Source organism: Mycobacterium sp. D16Q16 (genome assembly GCF_002013745.1).
Taxonomy (GTDB): Bacteria; Actinomycetota; Actinomycetes; order Mycobacteriales; family Mycobacteriaceae; genus Mycobacterium.
In genome coordinates this window covers 361,380-380,491 of the sequence record NZ_MAEY01000001.1, presented here as the reverse complement: position 1 = coordinate 380,491, position 19,112 = coordinate 361,380, and the positions used below count along the sequence as shown (strand labels likewise).

Below are 19,112 nucleotides of genomic sequence, written 5' to 3'. Positions count from 1 at the left end.
AGTCATCTGGCGGGTCGCGGGGATGAGGCGCGGCGTCCCGGAGGTTGTCGGTAGACGGCCATAGACTTCGCGTGTGAAGTTCTTGCACACCGCTGATTGGCAGCTTGGCATGACACGGCATTTCCTTGCCGGTGAAGCCCAGCCGCAGTATTCAGCCGCGCGTCGGGAGGCCATCGCGTCTCTCGGCGAGGTTGCCGTGGCACAGGGTTGCGACTTCATGGTGGTGTGCGGAGACGTCTTCGAGTCCAATCAGCTGGCCCCGCGAGTCATCAGCCAGGCGCTGGAGGTGATGCGGGGCGTTGGTGTCGACATCTATCTGCTTCCTGGCAACCACGATCCCCTGGACGCCGCCTCGGTGTACACCAGCGAGCTGTTCCTGGCAGAAAAGCCCGCGAACGTCCACGTGCTCGATACCGCGGGCGTCCATCAGGTGGCCGCAGGCGTCGAGCTGGTCGCGGTGCCGTGGCGATCGAAGGCGCCCACGCATGATCTCGTGGCCGAACAACTGGAGGGTCTACCCGCCGATGGCACACGGCGCATCGTGGTGGCTCACGGTGGTGTCGACATTCTGGACCCCGATCCGACGAAGCCTGCGCTTATCTCGTTGAAGGCTGTCGAGGACGCTCTTGCCCGGGGTGCCGTCCATTACGTAGCGCTCGGAGACAAGCACTCCCGAACTCAGGTGGGTTCCAGTGGGCGGGTCTGGTACTCGGGCGCGCCGGAGGTCACCAACTACGACGATGTCGAATCCGATCCGGGGCACGCCCTCGTGGTGAGTCTGGACGAATCGGGTGCGCTACAGGTTGATGCTCATCACGTGGGCAGATGGCGGTTCGTCACGCTCCGGCGGTCGGTGGACAACGCGCGCGACATCGCCGATCTGGGGCTCAACCTGGAACTGCTGCCCGACAAGGAGCGCACCGTGGTGCGCCTGGCCCTGACCGGAACGCTGAGCGTGACCGATAACGCCGTGCTGGAAGAGTGCCTGGACAAGTACACGCGGCTTTTCGCGAGTGTGCGGACATGGGAGCGGCACACCGATATCGCGGTAGTACCTGCCGATGGAGAGTTCAGTGATCTCGGTGTCGGCGGTTTCGCCGAATCCGCGATTGCCGAGCTGAAGGAGATGGCGGCCGCGGATGGAGAATCCTCCGCGGATGCTCAGGGCGCGTTGTCGTTGCTGCTGCGTCTCACATCGAGTGCAGGGCGCGGCGGTTCGGCCAAGGGCTCATTGGCAAGAGGGTCGGCGGCGTGAAGCTGCACCGCCTGTCGGTGACCAACTATCGCGGAATCGCCCATCGCGACATTACCTTTCCTGATCGCGGGGTTGTGGTGGTCAGCGGGGCGAACGAGATCGGCAAGACGTCCATGATCGAGGCGCTCGACCTACTGATCGAATCCAAAGACCGCTCCACCAAGAAGGATGTCAAGCAGGTCAAGCCAACTTTTGCGGATGTCGGCTCCGAGATCGAGGCCGAAATCAGCTGTGGAGCTTTTAGATTCGTGTACCGCAAGCGTTTCCACAAGCGCGCCGAGACACACCTGACTGTCATCGAGCCGCGCCGCGAACAGCTCTCTGGCGATGAAGCGCATCAGCGGGTGCTGGACATGCTGGATCAGTCCATTGATATGAACTTGTGGAAGGCGCAACGCGTCCTGCAGTCGGCGGGCGCGGGCGTGCTCGACCTGTCCTCGAGCGATGCGCTCACGCGTGCACTGGATCTGGCTGCCGGGCAGTCGGTTGCGCTTTCGGGTAGCGAGCCTGATCTGGTGGAGCGGATCGATGCGGAATACGCGCTGTACTTCACCGCGACCGGGCGCCCTACCGGCGAGTGGGCCAAGGCCGGTGCGCGACTGACCGCCGCCGAGGACGCCCTGGCCGTCGCCAACGCCGCGGTGACCGAGGTCGATCAGCAGGTTCGCGAGCATGACGAGCTGACCCGGGATCTGGCCACCGTCATCGCCGATCGTGCCGAGGTCAGTCGCCGTCTGGCTCCGTTAGAGCAAGCCTCCCAAGCTGTTTCGATGCTGCTACAGCAGCGCGATAACGCGACGGTGGTCGCGGAGGCAGCGCAAGCCGCGGCGGTAGCCGCCCAGGCGAAACGCGATGAGCGGGCGCAGCTGATTGCCGATATCCAGGCGCGCAGGGCGTTGATCGCCGGGCTCGCAGAGCAGGCATCGGCCGCCAAGGAGGCGCACGAAACGGCACGGCAGCTGTCCGAGGCTGCCGAGTCCGCCGCGACCCAAGCGACTCAGGCGATAGACGGAACCCGCGCCCAATTGGAGACGGCCCGAGACACTTTGGACCGCGCGCTCGCCCGGGACGAGGTAGACGGGTTGGCGGCCAGGGTGTCGCGTATCGACCTCACGACCCGCCAGTTGACCGCGGTCGGCGCGGAGCTCTCCGGATTGGTCATCACCGCGCAGTCGCTTGGGGCGATCGAGTCCGCCGCGCGCGCTGTCGGTATGGCAGAGGTGGCTCTGGACACCGCTTCGGCGCAGGTGGAGGTCCGGGCACTCGCCGATGTCGACATCACTGTCAACGGTGAGCAGCGGCGGGTCGAGGCCGGAGAGCAGTGGGCGAGTGCGGCCACCGACACCATCGAGATCACCGCTCCCGGCGTGGCGGTCACCCGAATCATTCCGGGGGCCAACGCGGCCCAACTGCGTGGCAACCTCGACGCCGCCCGCGCGGCGCTCGCCGCCGCATTGGCCACCGTTGGTGTCGCCGATATCGGGCAGGCGCAGAAGCAGTATGAACGGCGTACCGAACTCCATGCCGAACGTGACCGGTTAACGGCGTTACTCGACGGGCTGATGGGTTCGGAGAACCTTGACATGTTGCGTGAGAAGCTCAGCCGATTGCGCGAGCTCGCGCCGGAGGCCACCGGCTTATGGGATGCGATTGATCCGGCGCAGGCGCGCGCCGAGGTCGCCCGGCTGGTGACCGCGGTCGAACGGCTACAGGCCGAAGAGGCCACGCACCGCCAGGCGGTCCAGGTGGCCGCTCAGCGGCTCGTCGAGAAGTCCACTGAGGCAACGGTATTGCGGGAAAAGCAAGCCGCGCGCGCCGAAGAACTGGCCGCTTCCGAGCAGCGTCTTGCCCAGGTGCGGGCGTCGGCATCCGACGATCTGCTGACCGAGCGCCATGAGCAGGCGGTCCAGGCGGCCGACCTGACCGCGCGCCGCGTCACCGATCTCGTGAATCAGCTGGCCGCGCTGGAAGCCGACCGGGTGCGCGCCGAGCTGGCCGAAGTCTCGGTACTGGCGCAGGGGCTGGATCAGCGGCACGAGGAGTTGCGGCATCGGCTGCGCGACATCGCGGTGCGGCTGGAGGTATTTGGCAGGCAGGGCCGTAAGGATCAACTGGATGCCGCTGCCTCTGAACGAGAATATGCGGCAACGGAATTCACGAGGATAGGCGCCAAGGCGCGGGCCGTCGACACGCTGCGATCGGTGATGTTGCGGCACCGGGACGGCATGAGGCTGCGTTATGTCGACCCATTCCGCGCGGAACTGGAGCGGTTGGGGCGCATGGTCTTCGGTCCGACCTTCGAAGTGGATGTCGACAGCGATCTGAGCATCCGCAGCCGGACGCTGGAGGGCCGGACTGTTCCCTATGAGTCGCTATCGGGCGGCGCTAAGGAACAGCTGGGCATCGTCGCACGGCTGGCAAGTGCCGCGTTGGTGGCGCCGGAGGACGCGGTACCCGTGATCATCGACGATGCACTGGGCTTCACCGACAGCGACAGGCTGGAGCGCATGGGTGAGGTGTTCGGCGCGGTGGGTACCGAGGCGCAGGTGATCGTGCTGACGTGCAGTCCCGACCGTTATGACGCGGTCTCCGGGGCGCATCGAATCAGCCTGTCGGCCTGAGCGACTCGGCAGGACCTGCCGATACCCTTAAAAATAGGCGTTCGCGGGAACCGGCGTGCCGTGCAGCAGGTTCTGGCCGATCACCCGGGCCTTGTAGTGCACCGGATTGTGCAGGCTGATGGTCCGGATGTTGCGCCAATGCCGGTCCAGGTTGCGGCTGCGGCTCGAGGCACTGGCGCCGCCCAGATCCAGCAGCTTGGTGGCGGCGTCGAGCGCGACGGCGTCGATGTGCACCTTGGCCTTGGCAACCGCCAGCTGTGCTTCCTCGGCCAGCTGCGCGTCGGGGACTCCATCGCGCACGGATGCGGTGGCGGCGTCAATGGCATCTGCCGCGGCGAGAACCGCTGCCTCGGCCGCGAAGGCGGTCGCGCTCAGCTCGCCGAGGGTGCGTTGCAGCAGGGGATCGTCGACCGGACGTTCAGTGAGGGCATGGCTGAAATTGCGTTGCCGGGAGCGCAGCAGCGCCGCACCGTCGTCCACCACCGACCGCAGCACACCGGCGATTATCGCCAGGATGTACAGCTGTAACGATGCGTACTGCGTGGTGGGCACCGGGGCAGCGTCATACGGTGTCTCGGAAAGGATTTCGTCCTCGGCGACGTCAACCTGAGTAAAGATCGTGGTGCCGGTGCCGGTACGACGCTGGCCAAACCCGTCCCAGTCGTCCACCAGCCGCACTCCGTCACGGTCACCGGGGACGATGACCGATGCCACCGAGTCGCGCTCGGTGGTCGCGGTGACCGTCAGGTAGTCCGCGAACAGTGTCCCGGTGCTGTAGAACTTCTCGCCGGTCAACCGATATCCATGCCCGGCCGGCAACAGCCGCGTGTTGAATACCAGGCTGCCGACGGCCAACACACCCTTCTCGCTGAACGCATTGGCGAAGAGGTTACCCTCGTTGACCTTGGTCAGCCAGGCGGCCGACGTCGGATCCGATAGCGTGCGCAGTCGCTCCTCGACGAACCAGAAGTGGGTGCGGAAGATGTGCGCGACGATGGGGTCGGCTTGCGCCAGATCAATGATGGTGGAAAAGAGCTGCCGCACAGAGAGTCCCGCACCGCCGAGCTCGACCGGGATTCGCAGCCGTCCGATCCCGGCTTCTTTGAGCAGGCGAACCTGGTCAAAGGGGTTCTCGTCGGCGAGGTCGCGATCCCGCGCCCCGTTCGCCACCTGGGCGAGCAGATTCCGATAGGTCTCGGTGCCGGGCAGGGCGCGGATGTCGAGGACTGACGGAGCGGAGGTCATGTCTTCGTTCTACGCAGCATGCCCCTTGGCGGCATCGCTTTGAATCAGCCAGAACCGAAGCGGCAATATGGGTCACGATGATTCGCATAGTTCAGTCCTGGTCTTGGTGCCTTCGCTGGCTCACGCTGCTAGGCGCCTTCGCGGTCGCCTGCCTGTTGCTGTTCACGCCAGGTGGCACCGTTCCGTCGGGCCCGCCCGGGGCGGACAAGGTGGTGCACGTTCTGATCTTCGCGATGTTGGCGGTGTCCTCGCGTTTTGCACGGATCGGCGAGAAAACCACGCTGGCTTGGGTTCTGACCTTCGCCGCGTGTTCGGAGGTGATTCAGGCTCTGTGGGTTCCGCACCGAGACGGGAGCCTGCTGGATCTGCTGGCCGACGCGGTCGGACTGTTTACGGGCCTGTGGTTGTGGCAGAGGATTCATGGTGAGCCTCGGCCGGTTTCGGAATGACGGTCGTGATGGTGCCGGTGTGCGCCAGACCACGGGTGACCAGGTCCAACTGGCGTAGCGCCCGATTGAGGGCCGCTTGCGCATCGGCATCGGTGGGGTGATCGGTGTCCACCAGCATGCCGATCGTGCTGAGGATAGAGCTCGCGATGAGGTCCGCCGCGATCTCCAGATCCTCGGTGGGGTGATGGTTCGTTGCGGGATTGCGCGCCAGCTCGACCACGACATCGTTGGTGAGCATGCGCATCTCGTTGTTGATGGCACGCCGCACCTGAGGTGAGCCGCCATGGCGTTCACGTACCAGAAACCGGAAGTTGTTCGCGTGCTCGCTCACGCGGTCGACCATGAGGCCGAGAATCTTGGCGGGGTTGTCACTGCCCACCTCGCGTCGGGCCTGACGAAAGGTGTCACGAAGCGCGCGAACGCTCTCCTCGGCCAGGACCGTGCCCAGGTCCTCCATCGATTCGAAGTGCCGATAGAACGCAGTGGGAACCAAACCCGCGGATCGGGCCACCTCGCGCAGACTCACGGCCGCGAAGCCACGCACCTTGAGTAGATCCAAGGTCCCGTCGAGCAATGCGCGGCGGGTGTGCAACTTCTTCTCAGCACGACTATGGCGCATACCTGTCAGTGTACGGGCGTGCTCTTATCGATCGACCAGTTTCGTTCGAAACCGCGTTGATGTCTGGTATTGACAGGTTCATCTACGTTACGCACACTGATCTCAGTGCACGATTGTTCACTATTTGGCCACCGAATTCGAAGGGGCAGTGCAGCATGGTGGGACCTGTTGAGCGCAACGTCAACGTCGTCCAGGAAGTCGTGGAGTCGGTCGGGTCGCGTGTCGGCCGGATCATCCGCATCATCACGCGGACGGTGGGGGAAGTTGCACGCGAGGTGAGCGGTGTCGTGGCTGACGGGTTCGAAATCGCAGAGGCCAGTAAGCGGGCGCGTGCTGATCAGGAACGGTGGGACGCCAAAGACCTGGCCGAGGATGACGATGTCGACCTCGTCGACGAGGATCTCGGGGCCGCTGACGACGCCGATGACGATGACACGGCCGAGGGTGAGATCGACGCCGTGGTGGAAGAGGTGACTTCCGGGCCAGAGGTTGACGAGGCGCGCGACGGCGCCTCTGAGCAGGAACGGGTCTAATCGTGTCGGCTCCAGCGGTGCAGCCAGAATCCCTCTCCGCGCCTCCCGGCGCGGCGGTCGGTGAATGTCCGGTCAACCACGACCTGTACCCGGGCGGCCCAACGTTCCTGCGGTGGCATGACACCAAGGTCGGCTATCTGAAGTCGTGGCGTATGGCTCTGGGTGCGGTCTGGTCCACATACCGGCACACCATCTCCGAGTACATCGCGGACCTGCCCGGCCAGGATGATGTCATCGTCGCCCGCGCACCGATGCGGAAGATGGTCATCGTCCGAAACCCCGAGTTGGCGCGCTACGTCTTGGTGGCGAATCAGGACAACTACATCAAGAGCGCCGAATATGACCTACTGGCAGTGGGTTTCGGCCGGGGTCTGGTGACCGACCTCAACGAAGGGCTATGGAACCGGAACCGGCGGTTGGTGCAGCCGATCTTCGCCAAGCGCCAGGTCGACCTATTCGCCCCCCAGATGGCTGAAGCGTCAGCGCGTACCCTGGCGCGTTGGGACGCTCTATACGAGCAGGGTAAGGCGGTCGATGTCACCGCCGAGATGAACTACCTCACCATGGATATCGTCGCGCAGACCATGTTCGGCATTGACCTGGCCGGTGATATGGCCGAGAAGATGCGGATCAGCTTCGCGCGGCTGCTCAAGCTCTTCGGCGTGGGCTTCATCGTCGGGGCCTCACCTCCGTTGCGCTGGCTGGTGGACAAACTGGCCACTCACGGACCCGATGAATTGTCAGCGCACACACCGCGTCTGGCGATCCGGGCATTGCGTATCGGGGCATCGGTCGTCGCGCCCCGCACCATGCGGGGTCTGCGCTGGGTTGAGCACACCATCGATCAGCTCATCGCCGATCATCACGCCGGCCGAATCACCCGACAGGACAACCTACTGGCCCTGTTGATGGCCGCCGAAGATCCCGAGACGGGCGCCAGATACACCGATCTCGAGATTCGTGATGAGCTGCTGACCTTCCTGGGCGCAGGGTTCGAGACGACGGCTGCGGCGCTTGCCTGGACCTGGTATCTGTTGTCCCGCAACCCTGATGCTCGCGCCAAGTTGGGCGAGGAAGTTGACAGGGTGCTCGCGGGCCGGCTGCCGACGGCCGCTGATGTGGAGAACCTGCCGTGGACCATGGCGGTGATCAACGAGGCGATGCGGGTCTACCCGCCGATCATCGGCCTGGCGCGGGCCGCGAAGGCCGATGACGTGTTGGGTACATATCCGATATCCGCTGGGACGACAGTCGCGATTGTCATCGACAGCATTCACCACAACGAGCGGGTGTGGGAGAACGCCAAGACCTTCGACCCCTCACGCTTCCTCAAGGAGAACCTGCAACCCGAACAGCGCAAGGCGCACATGCCTTTTGGTGCGGGCAAGCGCATGTGCATCGCTTCGGGGTTCGCCAATCTTGAAGCCGTCATCGGGATTGCTTCGCTGGCCCAGAGATATGAATTGGAGCTATTGCCGGGCCAGAAGCCGCGCCGCGAGGTGACATTCACCGGCGGCCCTGAAGGTGAGATCCTCATGCGGCTGCGTAAACGGCATCCCTGACCTGTGATGTGCAGGCGTGTCTGACGGTGTCAGCGCCGCCGCACCGTCACCAGCCCGTTGTTCTTCGGGCACGAGGCGACCCCACGTGAATGCCACTTTTCGTTGGGTGCCGTCGTGGTCTCAATGGTGAAGTGCCGCAACACGGTCCGTAGCACGATGTCCATCTCCATGTTGGCGAAGGCCGCCCCGACGCAGCGCCGGGTGCCGCCGCCGTAGGGAACCCACGAATTGCCGGGCTTGGCGCCTGTGAAGCGTTCGGGGTCGAAGCGTTCCGGGTGGGGGAAGGCGGCCGGGTCATCGTGCATGAGGTTGATACTCACGACGAGGGAGTGGCCCTGGGGGATCCGGTACGGCCCGATGTCGACGTAGGGTGCCAGCACGTGGCGGCCTGCGAAGTCGATGACCGGCCGACTGCGCTGCACCTCAAGGATTGTCGCCTGCCGGTACTCGCCGCTCTCGGTCTGAGCCTCCTGGGCCAGGCGCGACAGCACTTGAGGGTGCCGGGTGATCCGTTCGAAAGCCCACGCCAGGGTGGTCGCGGTGGTCTCGTGGCCGGCTGCCAGCAGAGTGAGTAGTTCGTCGGAGACATCGCTGCGCGACATGGTGGTGCCGTCGTCGTAGGTGGAACGCAACAGCAGGGCGAGGATATCGGTGCGATCCTCGAAATCCGGCGCGGCGAGCGCCTTGTCGATGAGTAGTGCGATCACTTCGTCGTAGCGCGCACGGTAGGCCTTCAGCCGGCCCCACGGGCTGAAACGTCCATAGTCGCGCTTGGGCTGGGGCACACGAGTCGTCAGAGAGGCCAGTACCACCCACGGTGGGATCAGTGTGCGCAGCTGGTCCAGCTCGGCTCCGTCGGCGCCGAAGACCGCGCGCAGGATCGCGTTGAGCGTGATCCGCATCATCGGTTCCATGGTTTCGAACTGCTGATCCTCGGGCCATGACGCGCACTCGCGCAGCGTCTCTTCCTCGATGATCTGTTCGTACTGGATCATGGCCTTGCCGTGGAACTTCGGTGCGAGCAACTTACGGCGGTGCCGGTGCTCATTGCGCTCCAACGCGAAGACCGATCCGGGTCCGAGCTGCTGGCTCAGGTTGGGCTGGATGTTGCCCAGAATCTCGGTACTGGTGGTGAACACCTGCCGGGTGAGATCCGGGTCGGCCACCACGACCGTGTATCCGAACTTGGGGATATTGATCGTGTAGACCTTGCCGTACTTCTTGGCCAGCCGGCTTGTGGTCCAGCGCCGGGAGGCCACGAAGGCGATGCCCTGGGCCAGCTTGGGAAGTGTCACGAGCGGGGGAGCGATCGGCTCGGGTGTATCGGCTTCTCGGTCGATGGTTGAGACCTCGGTCACGTCACCCTCCACGGCGTTGTGGTGTTAGTAGACATGTGTCTGATAGCACACTTTACATCTGTCATGTCGGTCACACCAGAGGGAATCGCGGGAGATTTGACCGGCGGGTCGACTTGACAGGGGTAACTCTGGCACCATGTATCTCGTCCGTCTCAGAAGTCACTTGGGTCTTGGAGGACGCATTGATCACTCGATGGACGACCGCGATGGTCGTCAGCGCTGTCCTCACGCTGACTACTCCCGTGACGACGAACGCCGAACCCATGGCGATGGGCAAGGACTTCTCGAAACCGGCGGTCGTCATCCTCGGGTATGGGCTCAAGCCCGACGGCTCAATGCGGGACAAGCTCTATCAGCGAGTCGCGACTGGTAGGGCGATCGCCAATATGTTCCCGAATTCATTCATCATCGTCACGGGCGGTAATCCGCAGAACGGCATATCGGAGGCCGAGCAGATGCGGAATATGCTTGTCGGCCTGGGATATCCGTCCGACCGGATCGTCGTGGAGCCGCGTGCTAACAGCACAGTGCAGAATGCGCAGTTCTCGGTGCCGCTGGCCAAGCAGGCCGGCGCCTCCGGAATCATCCTGGTGACGAACTCGACCCACCAGCAGCGTGCGGACCGGAACTTCGCCGACGCGGGCGGCAATGTGCTGGCCACCGCGAGCTTCCCTGACGGGGACGCGCCCACCAATATCGGTCAGCTCATGCGCGACATCATCAGCCCGTTCCGCTGACGACTGCTGACAACTGTGGGACGACCACAGTTCGCCTGAAGGGAATGAACCCGGCAGAATCGGTGGTTGACCGATCAGGGCGCTCATCGATGTGCGCATCTAGCCGCATATCGCACAGGAGCCCTATTCATGACTGCCGTCGTCGATTCACGCGCGCAGCCCGGGGCGCCCGTGTCTGCGCGGGCTCGCCGAGGCGCGATTCTCGCACTGGCCATAGGCGGATTCGGGATCGGGACAACCGAATTCGTGGCGATGGGGCTGCTGCCCAATATCGCGCACGGCTTCCACGTCACCGAGCCTGAAGCCGGGCACGTCATCAGCGCCTACGCGCTGGGTGTGGTCGTGGGTGCACCGGTCATCGCATCGCTCACTGCCCGGGCCTCGCGTCGGACCCTGCTCATCGCGCTCATGATCGCCTTCACCATCGGCAATGCGGCCACCGTCTTCGCACCCGGCTACGCGGCGCTGATCGCGTCCAGGTTCGTCGCCGGGCTGCCGCACGGCGCGTACTTCGGTGTGGCGGCCCTGGTGGCCGCCCACCTCGCCGGTCCCGGGGAACGCGCCAAAGCCGTGGGCCAGACGATGCTGGGTCTGTCGGTGGCCAATGTCGTGGGGGTTCCTGTGGCTACCTGGCTGGGCAACACCGTGGGCTGGCGTTCGGCCTTCGCCGTCGTCGCGGTCATCGGACTGATCACGATCGGGGCATTGCTCAAGTTCCTGCCGGGGCTGACGGATATGAAAATCACGAACCCGCTGACCGAGCTCGGCGCGTTGCGCCGCTCGCAGGTGTGGTTCACCCTGCTCATCGGCATCGTCGGCTTCGACGGCATGTTCGCCTTCTACACCTACATCAGCACCACGCTCACCAGCGTTTCCGGACTGCCCAAGGCCGCCGTCCCGCTGGCGTTGGCGCTCTACGGAATCGGCATGGTCACGGGAAACGTGCTGGGCGGGTGGATGGCGGACCGCAGTGTGGTCCGGGCCATCGCCATCAGCCTGGTGCTGGTCGCGGCGATGTTGGTGGTCTTCGTGGTGGTATCCGGAAACATTTGGGCCGCACTGGCACTGGTGTTCGCGGTAGGAGTTTCGGGAACGTCACTGGTACCCGCGTTGCAGACCCGACTGATGGATGTGGCCGATGACGCACAGACGCTGGCCGCCGCGCTGAATCACTCCGCACTCAACATGGCCAACGCCGGCGGGGCCTGGCTCGGTGGTCTGGTCATCGCCGCCGGGTATGGATACCGTGCTCCGTCTCTTGTCGGTGCGGTGCTGGCGGTCGCGGGGCTCGGGGTGCTCGCGGTATCGCTGTTGTACGCGCGGCGGCGGCCCATCGCACCGCCAGCAGGCTGAATCGGATCGATGTACGCGGATCGGTGCCCCACACAGCATTAATGCCGTACCGATCAGAGCGATCGCCGCTTTCTGGCGCACGAAGTCAATTCTCTTGGCCTAGCCTTTCGGTATGGCTGGGAGCGGCGAGGCAAGGCCTGCGGGCAAGGAGTCGTTCTGGGCGAGGTGGCGCGGGCGCGTGATAGGTGTCATCGCCTTGCTGCTGGCGTTGGTGGCCGTGTATTTCGCGCTATCGGCCTTCATCCCGCGCTGGTGGGCCCAACGCATCGCCGATATGTCGGGCCACGGCAGCTTCACCAAGGGGATAGGCAGCGGGCTCACGCTCGGGGTGCTGTGCACCGGAATTCCGCTGTTGCTCGTGTTGTGGGCGTTTCTGATGCGGGGCCGCCGCGCCGGGAAGTTCTTCGCCGGGGTGTTGACGCTGCTGGCCGTCATTATCGCGGTGCCCAACCTGATGACGCTGACGATCGTGCTGGGCACCAGTAATTCCGCGCATGCCGGTGAACGAGTGCTCGATGTCGAGGCCCCGGGATTTCGCGGAGCGACGGCCATCGGCGCCATCGTCGCGCTGTTGATCGTGCTTCTCGTTGCGTATTTCGTCGTGCGCAACTGGAGGCGGCGGGTGAAGGTCGAGAAGCAGCAGCTCCGTGACGCTGCCGCCGTGGCGGAAGCTCCTACGACCGAATAAATCGTGTGTGCCCTCGGCAGGAATCGAACCTGCGGCCTTCTGCTCCGGAGGCAGACGCTCTATCCCCTGAGCTACGAGGGCATCAGGGCTTGGAAAGACTAGCCGACAGCCTAGCGCATCCCGATCAGCGCCCCGCACACCGTTTCGGTCGCGCGTATAAGGATTCGGGGCCTGGATACCCCAGCCCATAGGATGATCGCCGTGACTCCCGTCGACCTTGCCGACCTGCTACGTTCCGCCGCTACCACGGTGCTGGACGAGCGAGGCCTGGACACGTCGGCGCTACCGGCCACCGTGACCGTCGAACGCCCCCGTAATCCCGAGCACGGCGACTACGCCACGAACGTGGCTCTGCAGGTCGCCAAGAAGGTCGGTGTCGCCCCGCGTGACCTGGCCACCTGGCTTGTCGATGCGCTCGTCGCCAACGAGGCCATCGCTGCCGCCGAGATCGCCGGGCCCGGGTTCGTGAACCTGCGGATCGCCGCCGATGCGCAGGGCACCATCGTCACGAACATCCTGGACGCGGGTCACGCCTACGGCAATTCCGATGCGCAGGGCATGCACACGATCAACCTGGAATTCGTATCGGCCAACCCGACGGGGCCCATCCACATCGGTGGTACCCGTTGGGCAGCGGTCGGCGACGCGTTGGGTCGCCTGCTGACCCGCCAGGGCGCCAAGGTCACCCGCGAGTACTACTTCAACGACCATGGCGCGCAGATCGACCGGTTTGTCCGCTCGCTCATCGCCGCGGCCGAGGGAAGGGAAGCCCCGGAGGACGGGTACGCCGGCGATTACATTGCCGATATCGCCAAGCAAGTACTCGCTCAGCGTCCCGATGCGCTCTCGCTGCCGGAGAGCGAGGCCGCTGAGGTCTTTCGGGAAATCGGCGTGGACTTGATGTTCACTCACATCAAGGAGTCACTGCACGAGTTCGGCACGGACTTCGACGTTTTCACCCATGAGGACTCGATGCACACCTCCGGCAGAGTGCAGGAGGCCATCGCGCAGCTGCGCAAGACCGGCAACATCTACGAGAAGGACGGCGCGTCCTGGCTGCGTTCGAGCAACTTCGGCGACGACAAGGACCGGGTTGTCATCAAGAGTGACGGCAACCCCGCCTACATCGCCGGTGACATCGCCTACTACCTCGATAAGCGTGAGCGCGGCTTCGACCTGTGCATCTACATGCTCGGCGCCGATCATCACGGGTACATCGCGCGCCTGAAAGCCGTTGCCGCAGCACTGGGTTACCAGGCCGATAGCGTCGAGGTGCTCATTGGCCAGATGGTCAACCTGGTGCGCGACGGCCAGCCGGTCCGGATGTCCAAACGGGCTGGCACCGTCATCACCCTCGATGACCTGGTCGACGCGATCGGAGTCGATGCCGCTCGCTACGCGTTGATCCGGTCCTCGGTGGACACCTCGATCGACATCGATCTACAGCTGTGGGCCTCCGCATCGAGCGAGAACCCGGTCTATTACGTCCAGTACGCACACGCACGGCTCTGCGCTCTGGCCCGCAATGCCGCCGAGCTGGGCCTGCAGCACTCGACCGATCATCTCGAACTGCTCACCCACGAGAAAGAGGGTGCGCTTATCCGGGGGCTCGGCGAGTTCGGCCGCATCCTGCAGAATGCCGCGGTGTTGCGTGAACCGCACCGTGTCGCACGCTATTTGGAAGACATAGCCGGTGACTACCACCGGTTCTACGACTCGTGTCGGGTGCTCCCGCAGGGTGACGAAACACCTGGGGATCTGCATGCGGCACGCCTAGCGCTATGCCTTGCCACCCGGCAGGTCATCGCCAACGGCCTGGATATTCTCGGCGTGAGCGCACCGGAGCGGATGTGAGCGCACACCCGGCAGGCCCCCGCCACGCAGAAGGGGAACAGCACACCGCCATGACCAGTGCACCACCGGCCAACCCGACCGAGTTGGCACCGAACGTATGGCCCCGCAATGCTTCTCGCGGCACTGGCGGTGAGGTTACCCTCGCGGGCCTAGCCGTCTCCGAGCTCGCCGAGAAGTACGGAACGCCGCTGTTCGTGATCGATGAGGACGATTTCCGTTCACGCTGCCGGGATATGGCGGCGGCGTTCGGTGGCGCTGAGCGCGTGCACTATGCCTCGAAGGCGTTCCTGTGCACCGAGATCGCGCGCTGGATCAAGGACGAGGGCTTGGGCCTCGATGTCTGCTCGGCAGGTGAGCTGGCCATCGCGCTGCGTGCCGAGTTCCCCCCGGAGCGCATCGCGCTGCACGGCAACAACAAATCCGAGGCGGAACTCGCGCAAGCGGTGCAGGCCGGCGTTGGGCACATCGTCGTCGATTCGATGATCGAGATCGAACGGCTGGACGCGATCGCAGGCAGCGCCGGTGTGGTGCAAGACGTTCTGGTGCGCGTCACCGTCGGTGTCGAGGCGCATACCCATGAGTTCATCTCCACCGCGCACGAGGACCAGAAGTTCGGGTTGTCCCTCGCGGGTGGGCAGGCGCTGGAGGCTGTGCGTCGCGTCTTCGCCACCGATAACCTGCGACTGGTCGGGTTGCACAGCCATATCGGTTCGCAGATCTTCGATGTCGACGGGTTCGAGGTTGCCGCGCACCGGGTGATCGGGCTGCTGCGTGACGTGGTGGCCGAGTTCGGCACCGAGAAGACCGCGCAGCTCAACATCATCGACCTCGGTGGCGGCCTTGGTATCAGTTACGTGCCTTCCGACGATCCACCCCCTATCGGGGATTTGGCGGCGAAGCTCGGTGTGATCGTGCGCACCGAGTCGGCGCTGGCAGGTCTGCCCGAGCCGCGTTTGGTGATCGAGCCGGGCCGGGCCATCGCCGGTCCCGGCACCGTCACCTTGTACCGGGTGGGCACCACCAAGGACGTGATTCTGTCCAACGGTCAGCGCCGGTACGTGAGTGTCGACGGCGGCATGAGTGACAACATCCGCACCTCGCTGTATCAGGCTGAGTACCACCCGCAGCTGGTTTCCCGTGATAGCGATGTCGCTCCGGTTCTGTCCCGGGTGGTCGGAAAGCACTGCGAAAGCGGCGATATCGTGGTGAGGGACGCGTGGTTGCCCGAGGACGTGGCCCCCGGAGATCTGCTGGCGGTCGCCGCGACGGGTGCGTACTGCTACTCGATGTCCAGCCGGTACAACCTGCTGACCCGTCCGGCGGTTATCGCCGTCAAGGACGGGGAGGCCCGGCTGATCCTGCGGCGCGAGACCGTCGAGGATTTGGTGAGTCTGGAGGTAAGTGAATGAGTGATGCGATAGGCGTAGCGATCCTGGGCCTGGGCAATGTCGGCAGCGAGGTAGCGCGGATCATCGAAAGCAGCGCGAGCGATCTCGCTGCCCGCATCGGTGCCCCGCTGGAGATCCGGGGAATCGGTGTGCGCCGTGTCGCCGACGACCGCGGGGTCCCGGTGGAACTGCTCACCGACGATATCGACGCCCTGGTTTCTCGGGATGACGTCGACATTGTGGTCGAGCTCATGGGTCCGGTCGAGCCCGCCCGGCGCGGCATCCTGGGTGCGCTCAACGCGGGTAAGTCCGTAGTCACCGCCAACAAGGCGCTCTTGGCCCAGTCTGCCGGTGAGCTCGCCGAGGCCGCCGAAAGAGCAAGAGTCGACCTCTATTTCGAGGCGGCCGTGGCGGGAGCCATTCCCGTCATCCGGCCGCTAACTCAATCGCTGGCCGGAGATTCGGTGATCCGGGTGTCCGGGATCGTCAACGGCACCACCAACTACATCCTGTCCGCCATGGACAACACCGGCGCAGGCTACGACACGGCACTGGCCGAGGCGGGGGAGCTCGGGTACGCCGAGGCCGACCCGACCGCTGATGTCGAGGGCTACGACGCCGCCGCGAAGGCGGCCATTCTCGCGTCCATCGCCTTCCATACCCGGGTCAGTGCCGACGACGTGTACCGCGAGGGCATCACGAAGATCAGTGCCGACGATTTCGAGTCCGCGCGTGCCCTGCGTTGCACCATCAAGTTGCTTTCCATCTGCGAGCGAATCACTGACAAGGAAGGCCGCCAACGTGTTTCGGCACGCGTCTACCCGGCCTTGGTGCCGTTGGCCCACCCGCTGGCAAGCGTGAATGGGGCATTCAACGCTGTCTTCGTCGAGGCCGAGGCCGCCGGCGAGCTCATGTTCTACGGACAGGGCGCCGGTGGTGCACCGACCGCGTCGGCAGTGCTAGGAGATTTGGTGATGGCAGCGCGCAACCGCGTCCAGGGTGGCCGTGGGCCGCTGGAGTCCAGGTACGCACAGCTGCCGATCGCGCCGATCGGGCTCATCCCGACGCGCTACTACGTGCGGATGCGGGTCGCGGACAAGCCGGGCGTGCTGGCCACCGTTGCCACCGAGTTCGCCAAGCGCGAGGTGAGCATCGCCACCGTGCGCCAGGAGGGCGAGGTCGACGAGACGGGTGCTCGCCTGGTGGTGCTCACTCATAAGGCGACAGACGCTGCGCTCTCGGAAACCGTTGCCGCACTTGCTGATCTCGACGTGGTGCTGGGTGTCGCGAGTGTCATCCGGCTGGAAGGAACACAAGAGTGACCGTTCACACCCCTTGGCCCGGCCTCATCGCGGCGTATCGGGACCGCCTCCCGATCGGAGAGAACTGGCAGCCCGTGACCCTGCGCGAGGGCGGCACTCCGCTGCTGCCCGCGGCGCGCCTGTCCGAGCTCACCGGTTGCACGGTGCATTTGAAGGTTGAAGGGCTTAACCCCACCGGCTCGTTCAAGGACCGCGGCATGACCATGGCGGTCACCGATGCGCTGGCTCGCGGTCAGCGCGCGGTGCTGTGCGCCTCGACCGGGAACACCTCCGCCTCTGCCGCCGCCTACGCCGCCAAGGCGGGCATCACCTGTGCGGTGTTGATTCCGCAGGGCAAGATCGCGATGGGCAAGCTGGCTCAGGCCGTCATTCACGGTGCGCGGATCATCCAGGTGGACGGCAACTTTGACGACTGTTTGGAGCTCGCACGCAAGACCACCGCGGACTACCCGACCATCGCCCTGGTCAACTCCGTGAATCCGGTGCGCATCGAGGGACAGAAGACCGCCGCCTTCGAGATCATGGATGCCCTGGGTACCGCTCCGGATATTCATGCGCTGCCTGTCGGTAACGCGGGGAACATCACGGCGTATTGGCGCGGGTACAACGAGTACTACCGTGATGGTCTCTCGGACCGGCTGCCCAAGATGCTCGGTGCGCAGGCCGCGGGTGCGGCGCCGCTGGTCAACGGGGCACCTGTGGCCAATCCGGAGACCATTGCCACCGCAATCCGTATCGGTTCGCCGGCATCGTGGTCGGGTGCTGTTGCCGCACAACAGGAGTCGGGTGGCAAGTTCCTGGCTGTCACCGATGAGGAAATTCTCAACGCCTACCGGTTGGTCGCCTCCAGCGAGGGCGTGTTCGTGGAGCCCGCGTCGGCGGCCAGTATCGCGGGCCTGCTGAAGTCGGTTGCCGACGGCTGGGTTCCGAAGGGCTCCACCGTGGTCTGCACCGTGACGGGTAACGGCCTGAAGGATCCCGATAACGCCCTGAGCGGAATGCCTGAGGTGACTCCCATTCCGGTGCAAGCGAGCGCGGTCGCCGAGGCGCTGGAACTCGCGTGAATGAGCGTCTGCCCGCGGGGTTGACCACCACCGTGGTGGTGCCCGCGTCGAGTGCGAACCTGGGGCCTGGTTTTGACAGTCTCGGTATCGCGCTGTCGCTGTATGACGAGATTGAAGTCAACACAACCGAATCCGGCCTCAAGGTGGCCGTCGAAGGTCAAGGCGCCGGTGAGGTTCCGCTCGATGGCAGCCACCTTGTTGTGCGTGCGATCGAGCGCGGTCTCACCGCCGGGGGATTTGTAGCGCCTGGGCTGATTGTCCAGTGCCACAACAAGATTCCGCACTCGCGTGGATTGGGTTCATCGGCCGCCGCGGCGGTGGCCGGCCTGGCGGTCGCGAATGGACTGCTCGTCAAGGCCGGGCGCCCGGTGCTTTCTGACGATCTGCTGGTGCAGCTGGCCTCGGAATTCGAGGGGCATCCGGACAATGCCGCGGCTAGCGTCCTCGGGGGAGCGGTGGTGTCCTGGTCGGAGACGTCGGGTGCGGCCCCCGTCTACGCCGCCACGCGTCTCGAGGTGCACCCCGATATCAAGATCGTCGCCGCGATCCCGGAGGAACAGTCGTCCACGGCGCATACTCGTGTGTTGCTGCCCGAATCTGTCACCCATGTAGATGCAAGATTCAACATTAGCCGGGCCGCGTTGCTCACCGTCGCGTTGACCGCACGGCCGGATCTGCTCATGACCGCCACCGAAGATCGTCTGCATCAGCCGCAGCGCGCCGCCGCGATGCCGGCCTCCGCCGAGGTTCTCGGATATCTGCGCCGTGAAGGGGTTGCGGCGGTACTTTCCGGTGCTGGACCTGCGGTGTTGGCGCTGACCACGGGCGATCTCCCCGATTCTGCGGTGAAATACGCTGAAGATCAAGGTTTCTCACTCGTGGCGTTATCCGTATCGGCGGGTGTGTCGGCTCGATAGCTGACGTTATGGCTGGTGAGCGGGGGACTCGCCGGGGGGGTGCTGGTTGCTTGATGCTCACCAGGGGGTTATCCTCGGTATCAGTCCCAGCAATTGCAGCTTCTGCGCACCTGCGCCGAGAACGAGGACGATCACAAATTCTCCTAG

Annotated in this window: 16 protein-coding genes and 1 tRNA gene; 13 read left to right on the top strand and 4 right to left on the bottom strand. The window is 64.7% G+C overall.

The window, feature by feature from the left end; translation table 11 throughout:
- The first annotated feature begins 73 nt into the window (after positions 1-73).
- Positions 74-1,255, top strand: coding sequence for a metallophosphoesterase family protein (locus B4394_RS01795; protein ID WP_078313957.1), 1,182 nt, complete (start codon positions 74-76; stop codon positions 1,253-1,255).
- Positions 1,252-3,876 (top strand): AAA family ATPase, encoded by a 2,625-nt coding sequence (locus B4394_RS01790; protein WP_078313956.1) that lies wholly within the window; start codon positions 1,252-1,254, stop codon positions 3,874-3,876. Before B4394_RS01795 ends, B4394_RS01790 begins: the two co-directional genes overlap by 4 nt.
- 27 nt (positions 3,877-3,903) lie before the next feature.
- Here the strand turns inward: B4394_RS01790 and B4394_RS01785 are convergent, their stop codons facing one another.
- Positions 3,904-5,121: an acyl-CoA dehydrogenase family protein gene (locus B4394_RS01785; RefSeq protein WP_078309516.1), complete on the bottom strand. Its 1,218-nt coding sequence runs from the start codon at positions 5,119-5,121 to the stop codon at positions 3,904-3,906.
- Positions 5,122-5,198: 77 nt separating this feature from the next.
- Here B4394_RS01785 and B4394_RS01780 point away from each other — a divergent pair, with 77 nt between their 5' ends.
- Entirely contained in the window at positions 5,199-5,570 is a 372-nt protein-coding gene (locus tag B4394_RS01780) for a VanZ family protein (RefSeq protein ID WP_078313955.1), read from the top strand.
- Here B4394_RS01780 and B4394_RS01775 read toward each other — a convergent pair.
- On the bottom strand, positions 5,512-6,189 hold the full coding sequence (locus B4394_RS01775; RefSeq protein ID WP_078313954.1) for a TetR family transcriptional regulator: 678 nt from the start codon (positions 6,187-6,189) through the stop codon (positions 5,512-5,514). The genes B4394_RS01780 and B4394_RS01775 overlap by 59 nt on opposite strands.
- Positions 6,190-6,344: 155 nt before the next feature.
- Between B4394_RS01775 and B4394_RS01770 the strand changes: the two genes are divergently transcribed.
- Together B4394_RS01770 and B4394_RS01765 are read left to right on the top strand one after the other, a co-directional pair.
- The gene (locus B4394_RS01770; RefSeq protein ID WP_078313953.1) at positions 6,345-6,722 is read left to right on the top strand and encodes a hypothetical protein; all 378 of its coding nucleotides are present in this window, start codon (positions 6,345-6,347) and stop codon (positions 6,720-6,722) included.
- A 2-nt stretch (positions 6,723-6,724) separates the two neighbouring features.
- The gene (locus B4394_RS01765; protein ID WP_078313952.1) at positions 6,725-8,284 is read left to right on the top strand and encodes a cytochrome P450; all 1,560 of its coding nucleotides are present in this window, start codon (positions 6,725-6,727) and stop codon (positions 8,282-8,284) included.
- Positions 8,285-8,313: 29 nt separating this feature from the next.
- On the opposite strand, the gene B4394_RS01760 is transcribed toward B4394_RS01765, so the two are convergent.
- Positions 8,314-9,654: a cytochrome P450 gene (locus tag B4394_RS01760; RefSeq protein ID WP_078313951.1), complete on the bottom strand. Its 1,341-nt coding sequence runs from the start codon at positions 9,652-9,654 to the stop codon at positions 8,314-8,316.
- Positions 9,655-9,812: 158 nt separating this feature from the next.
- On the opposite strand from B4394_RS01760, the gene B4394_RS01755 reads away from it, so the two are divergent.
- The 3 genes from B4394_RS01755 to B4394_RS01745 all read left to right on the top strand — a co-directional run bounded on the left by B4394_RS01755 (position 9,813) and on the right by B4394_RS01745 (position 12,420).
- Positions 9,813-10,379: a YdcF family protein gene (locus B4394_RS01755; protein WP_078309500.1), complete on the top strand. Its 567-nt coding sequence runs from the start codon at positions 9,813-9,815 to the stop codon at positions 10,377-10,379.
- Positions 10,380-10,508: 129 nt separating this feature from the next.
- Positions 10,509-11,732 (top strand): MFS transporter, encoded by a 1,224-nt coding sequence (locus B4394_RS01750; protein ID WP_078313950.1) that lies wholly within the window; start codon positions 10,509-10,511, stop codon positions 11,730-11,732.
- A 112-nt stretch (positions 11,733-11,844) separates the two neighbouring features.
- Positions 11,845-12,420, top strand: coding sequence for a permease (locus tag B4394_RS01745; RefSeq protein WP_078309496.1), 576 nt, complete (start codon positions 11,845-11,847; stop codon positions 12,418-12,420).
- Positions 12,421-12,428: 8 nt separating this feature from the next.
- Here the strand turns inward: B4394_RS01745 and B4394_RS01740 are convergent.
- A tRNA-Arg gene (locus tag B4394_RS01740) sits at positions 12,429-12,501 on the bottom strand.
- A 120-nt stretch (positions 12,502-12,621) separates the two neighbouring features.
- Here B4394_RS01740 and argS point away from each other — a divergent pair.
- The 5 genes from argS to thrB are packed head-to-tail and all read left to right on the top strand — an operon-like array spanning position 12,622 to position 18,965.
- A complete protein-coding gene (gene argS / locus B4394_RS01735; protein WP_078314219.1) occupies positions 12,622-14,274 on the top strand; it encodes an arginine--tRNA ligase in 1,653 nt (550 codons plus the stop codon).
- Positions 14,275-14,324: 50 nt separating this feature from the next.
- Positions 14,325-15,683 carry a diaminopimelate decarboxylase gene (gene lysA, locus B4394_RS01730; RefSeq protein ID WP_170914957.1) on the top strand — a complete coding sequence of 453 codons (1,359 nt, stop codon included), beginning with the start codon at positions 14,325-14,327 and terminating at the stop codon, positions 15,681-15,683.
- On the top strand, positions 15,680-16,984 hold the full coding sequence (locus B4394_RS01725) for a homoserine dehydrogenase (RefSeq protein ID WP_078313949.1): 1,305 nt from the start codon (positions 15,680-15,682) through the stop codon (positions 16,982-16,984). The genes lysA and B4394_RS01725 overlap by 4 nt, the downstream gene beginning before the upstream one ends.
- A complete protein-coding gene (gene thrC, locus B4394_RS01720) occupies positions 16,981-18,048 on the top strand; it encodes a threonine synthase (RefSeq protein WP_043077152.1) in 1,068 nt (355 codons plus the stop codon). Before B4394_RS01725 ends, thrC begins: the two co-directional genes overlap by 4 nt.
- Positions 18,045-18,965 (top strand): homoserine kinase, encoded by a 921-nt coding sequence (gene thrB, locus B4394_RS01715; protein WP_078313948.1) that lies wholly within the window; start codon positions 18,045-18,047, stop codon positions 18,963-18,965. The genes thrC and thrB overlap by 4 nt, the downstream gene beginning before the upstream one ends.
- Positions 18,966-19,112 lie beyond the last annotated feature (147 nt).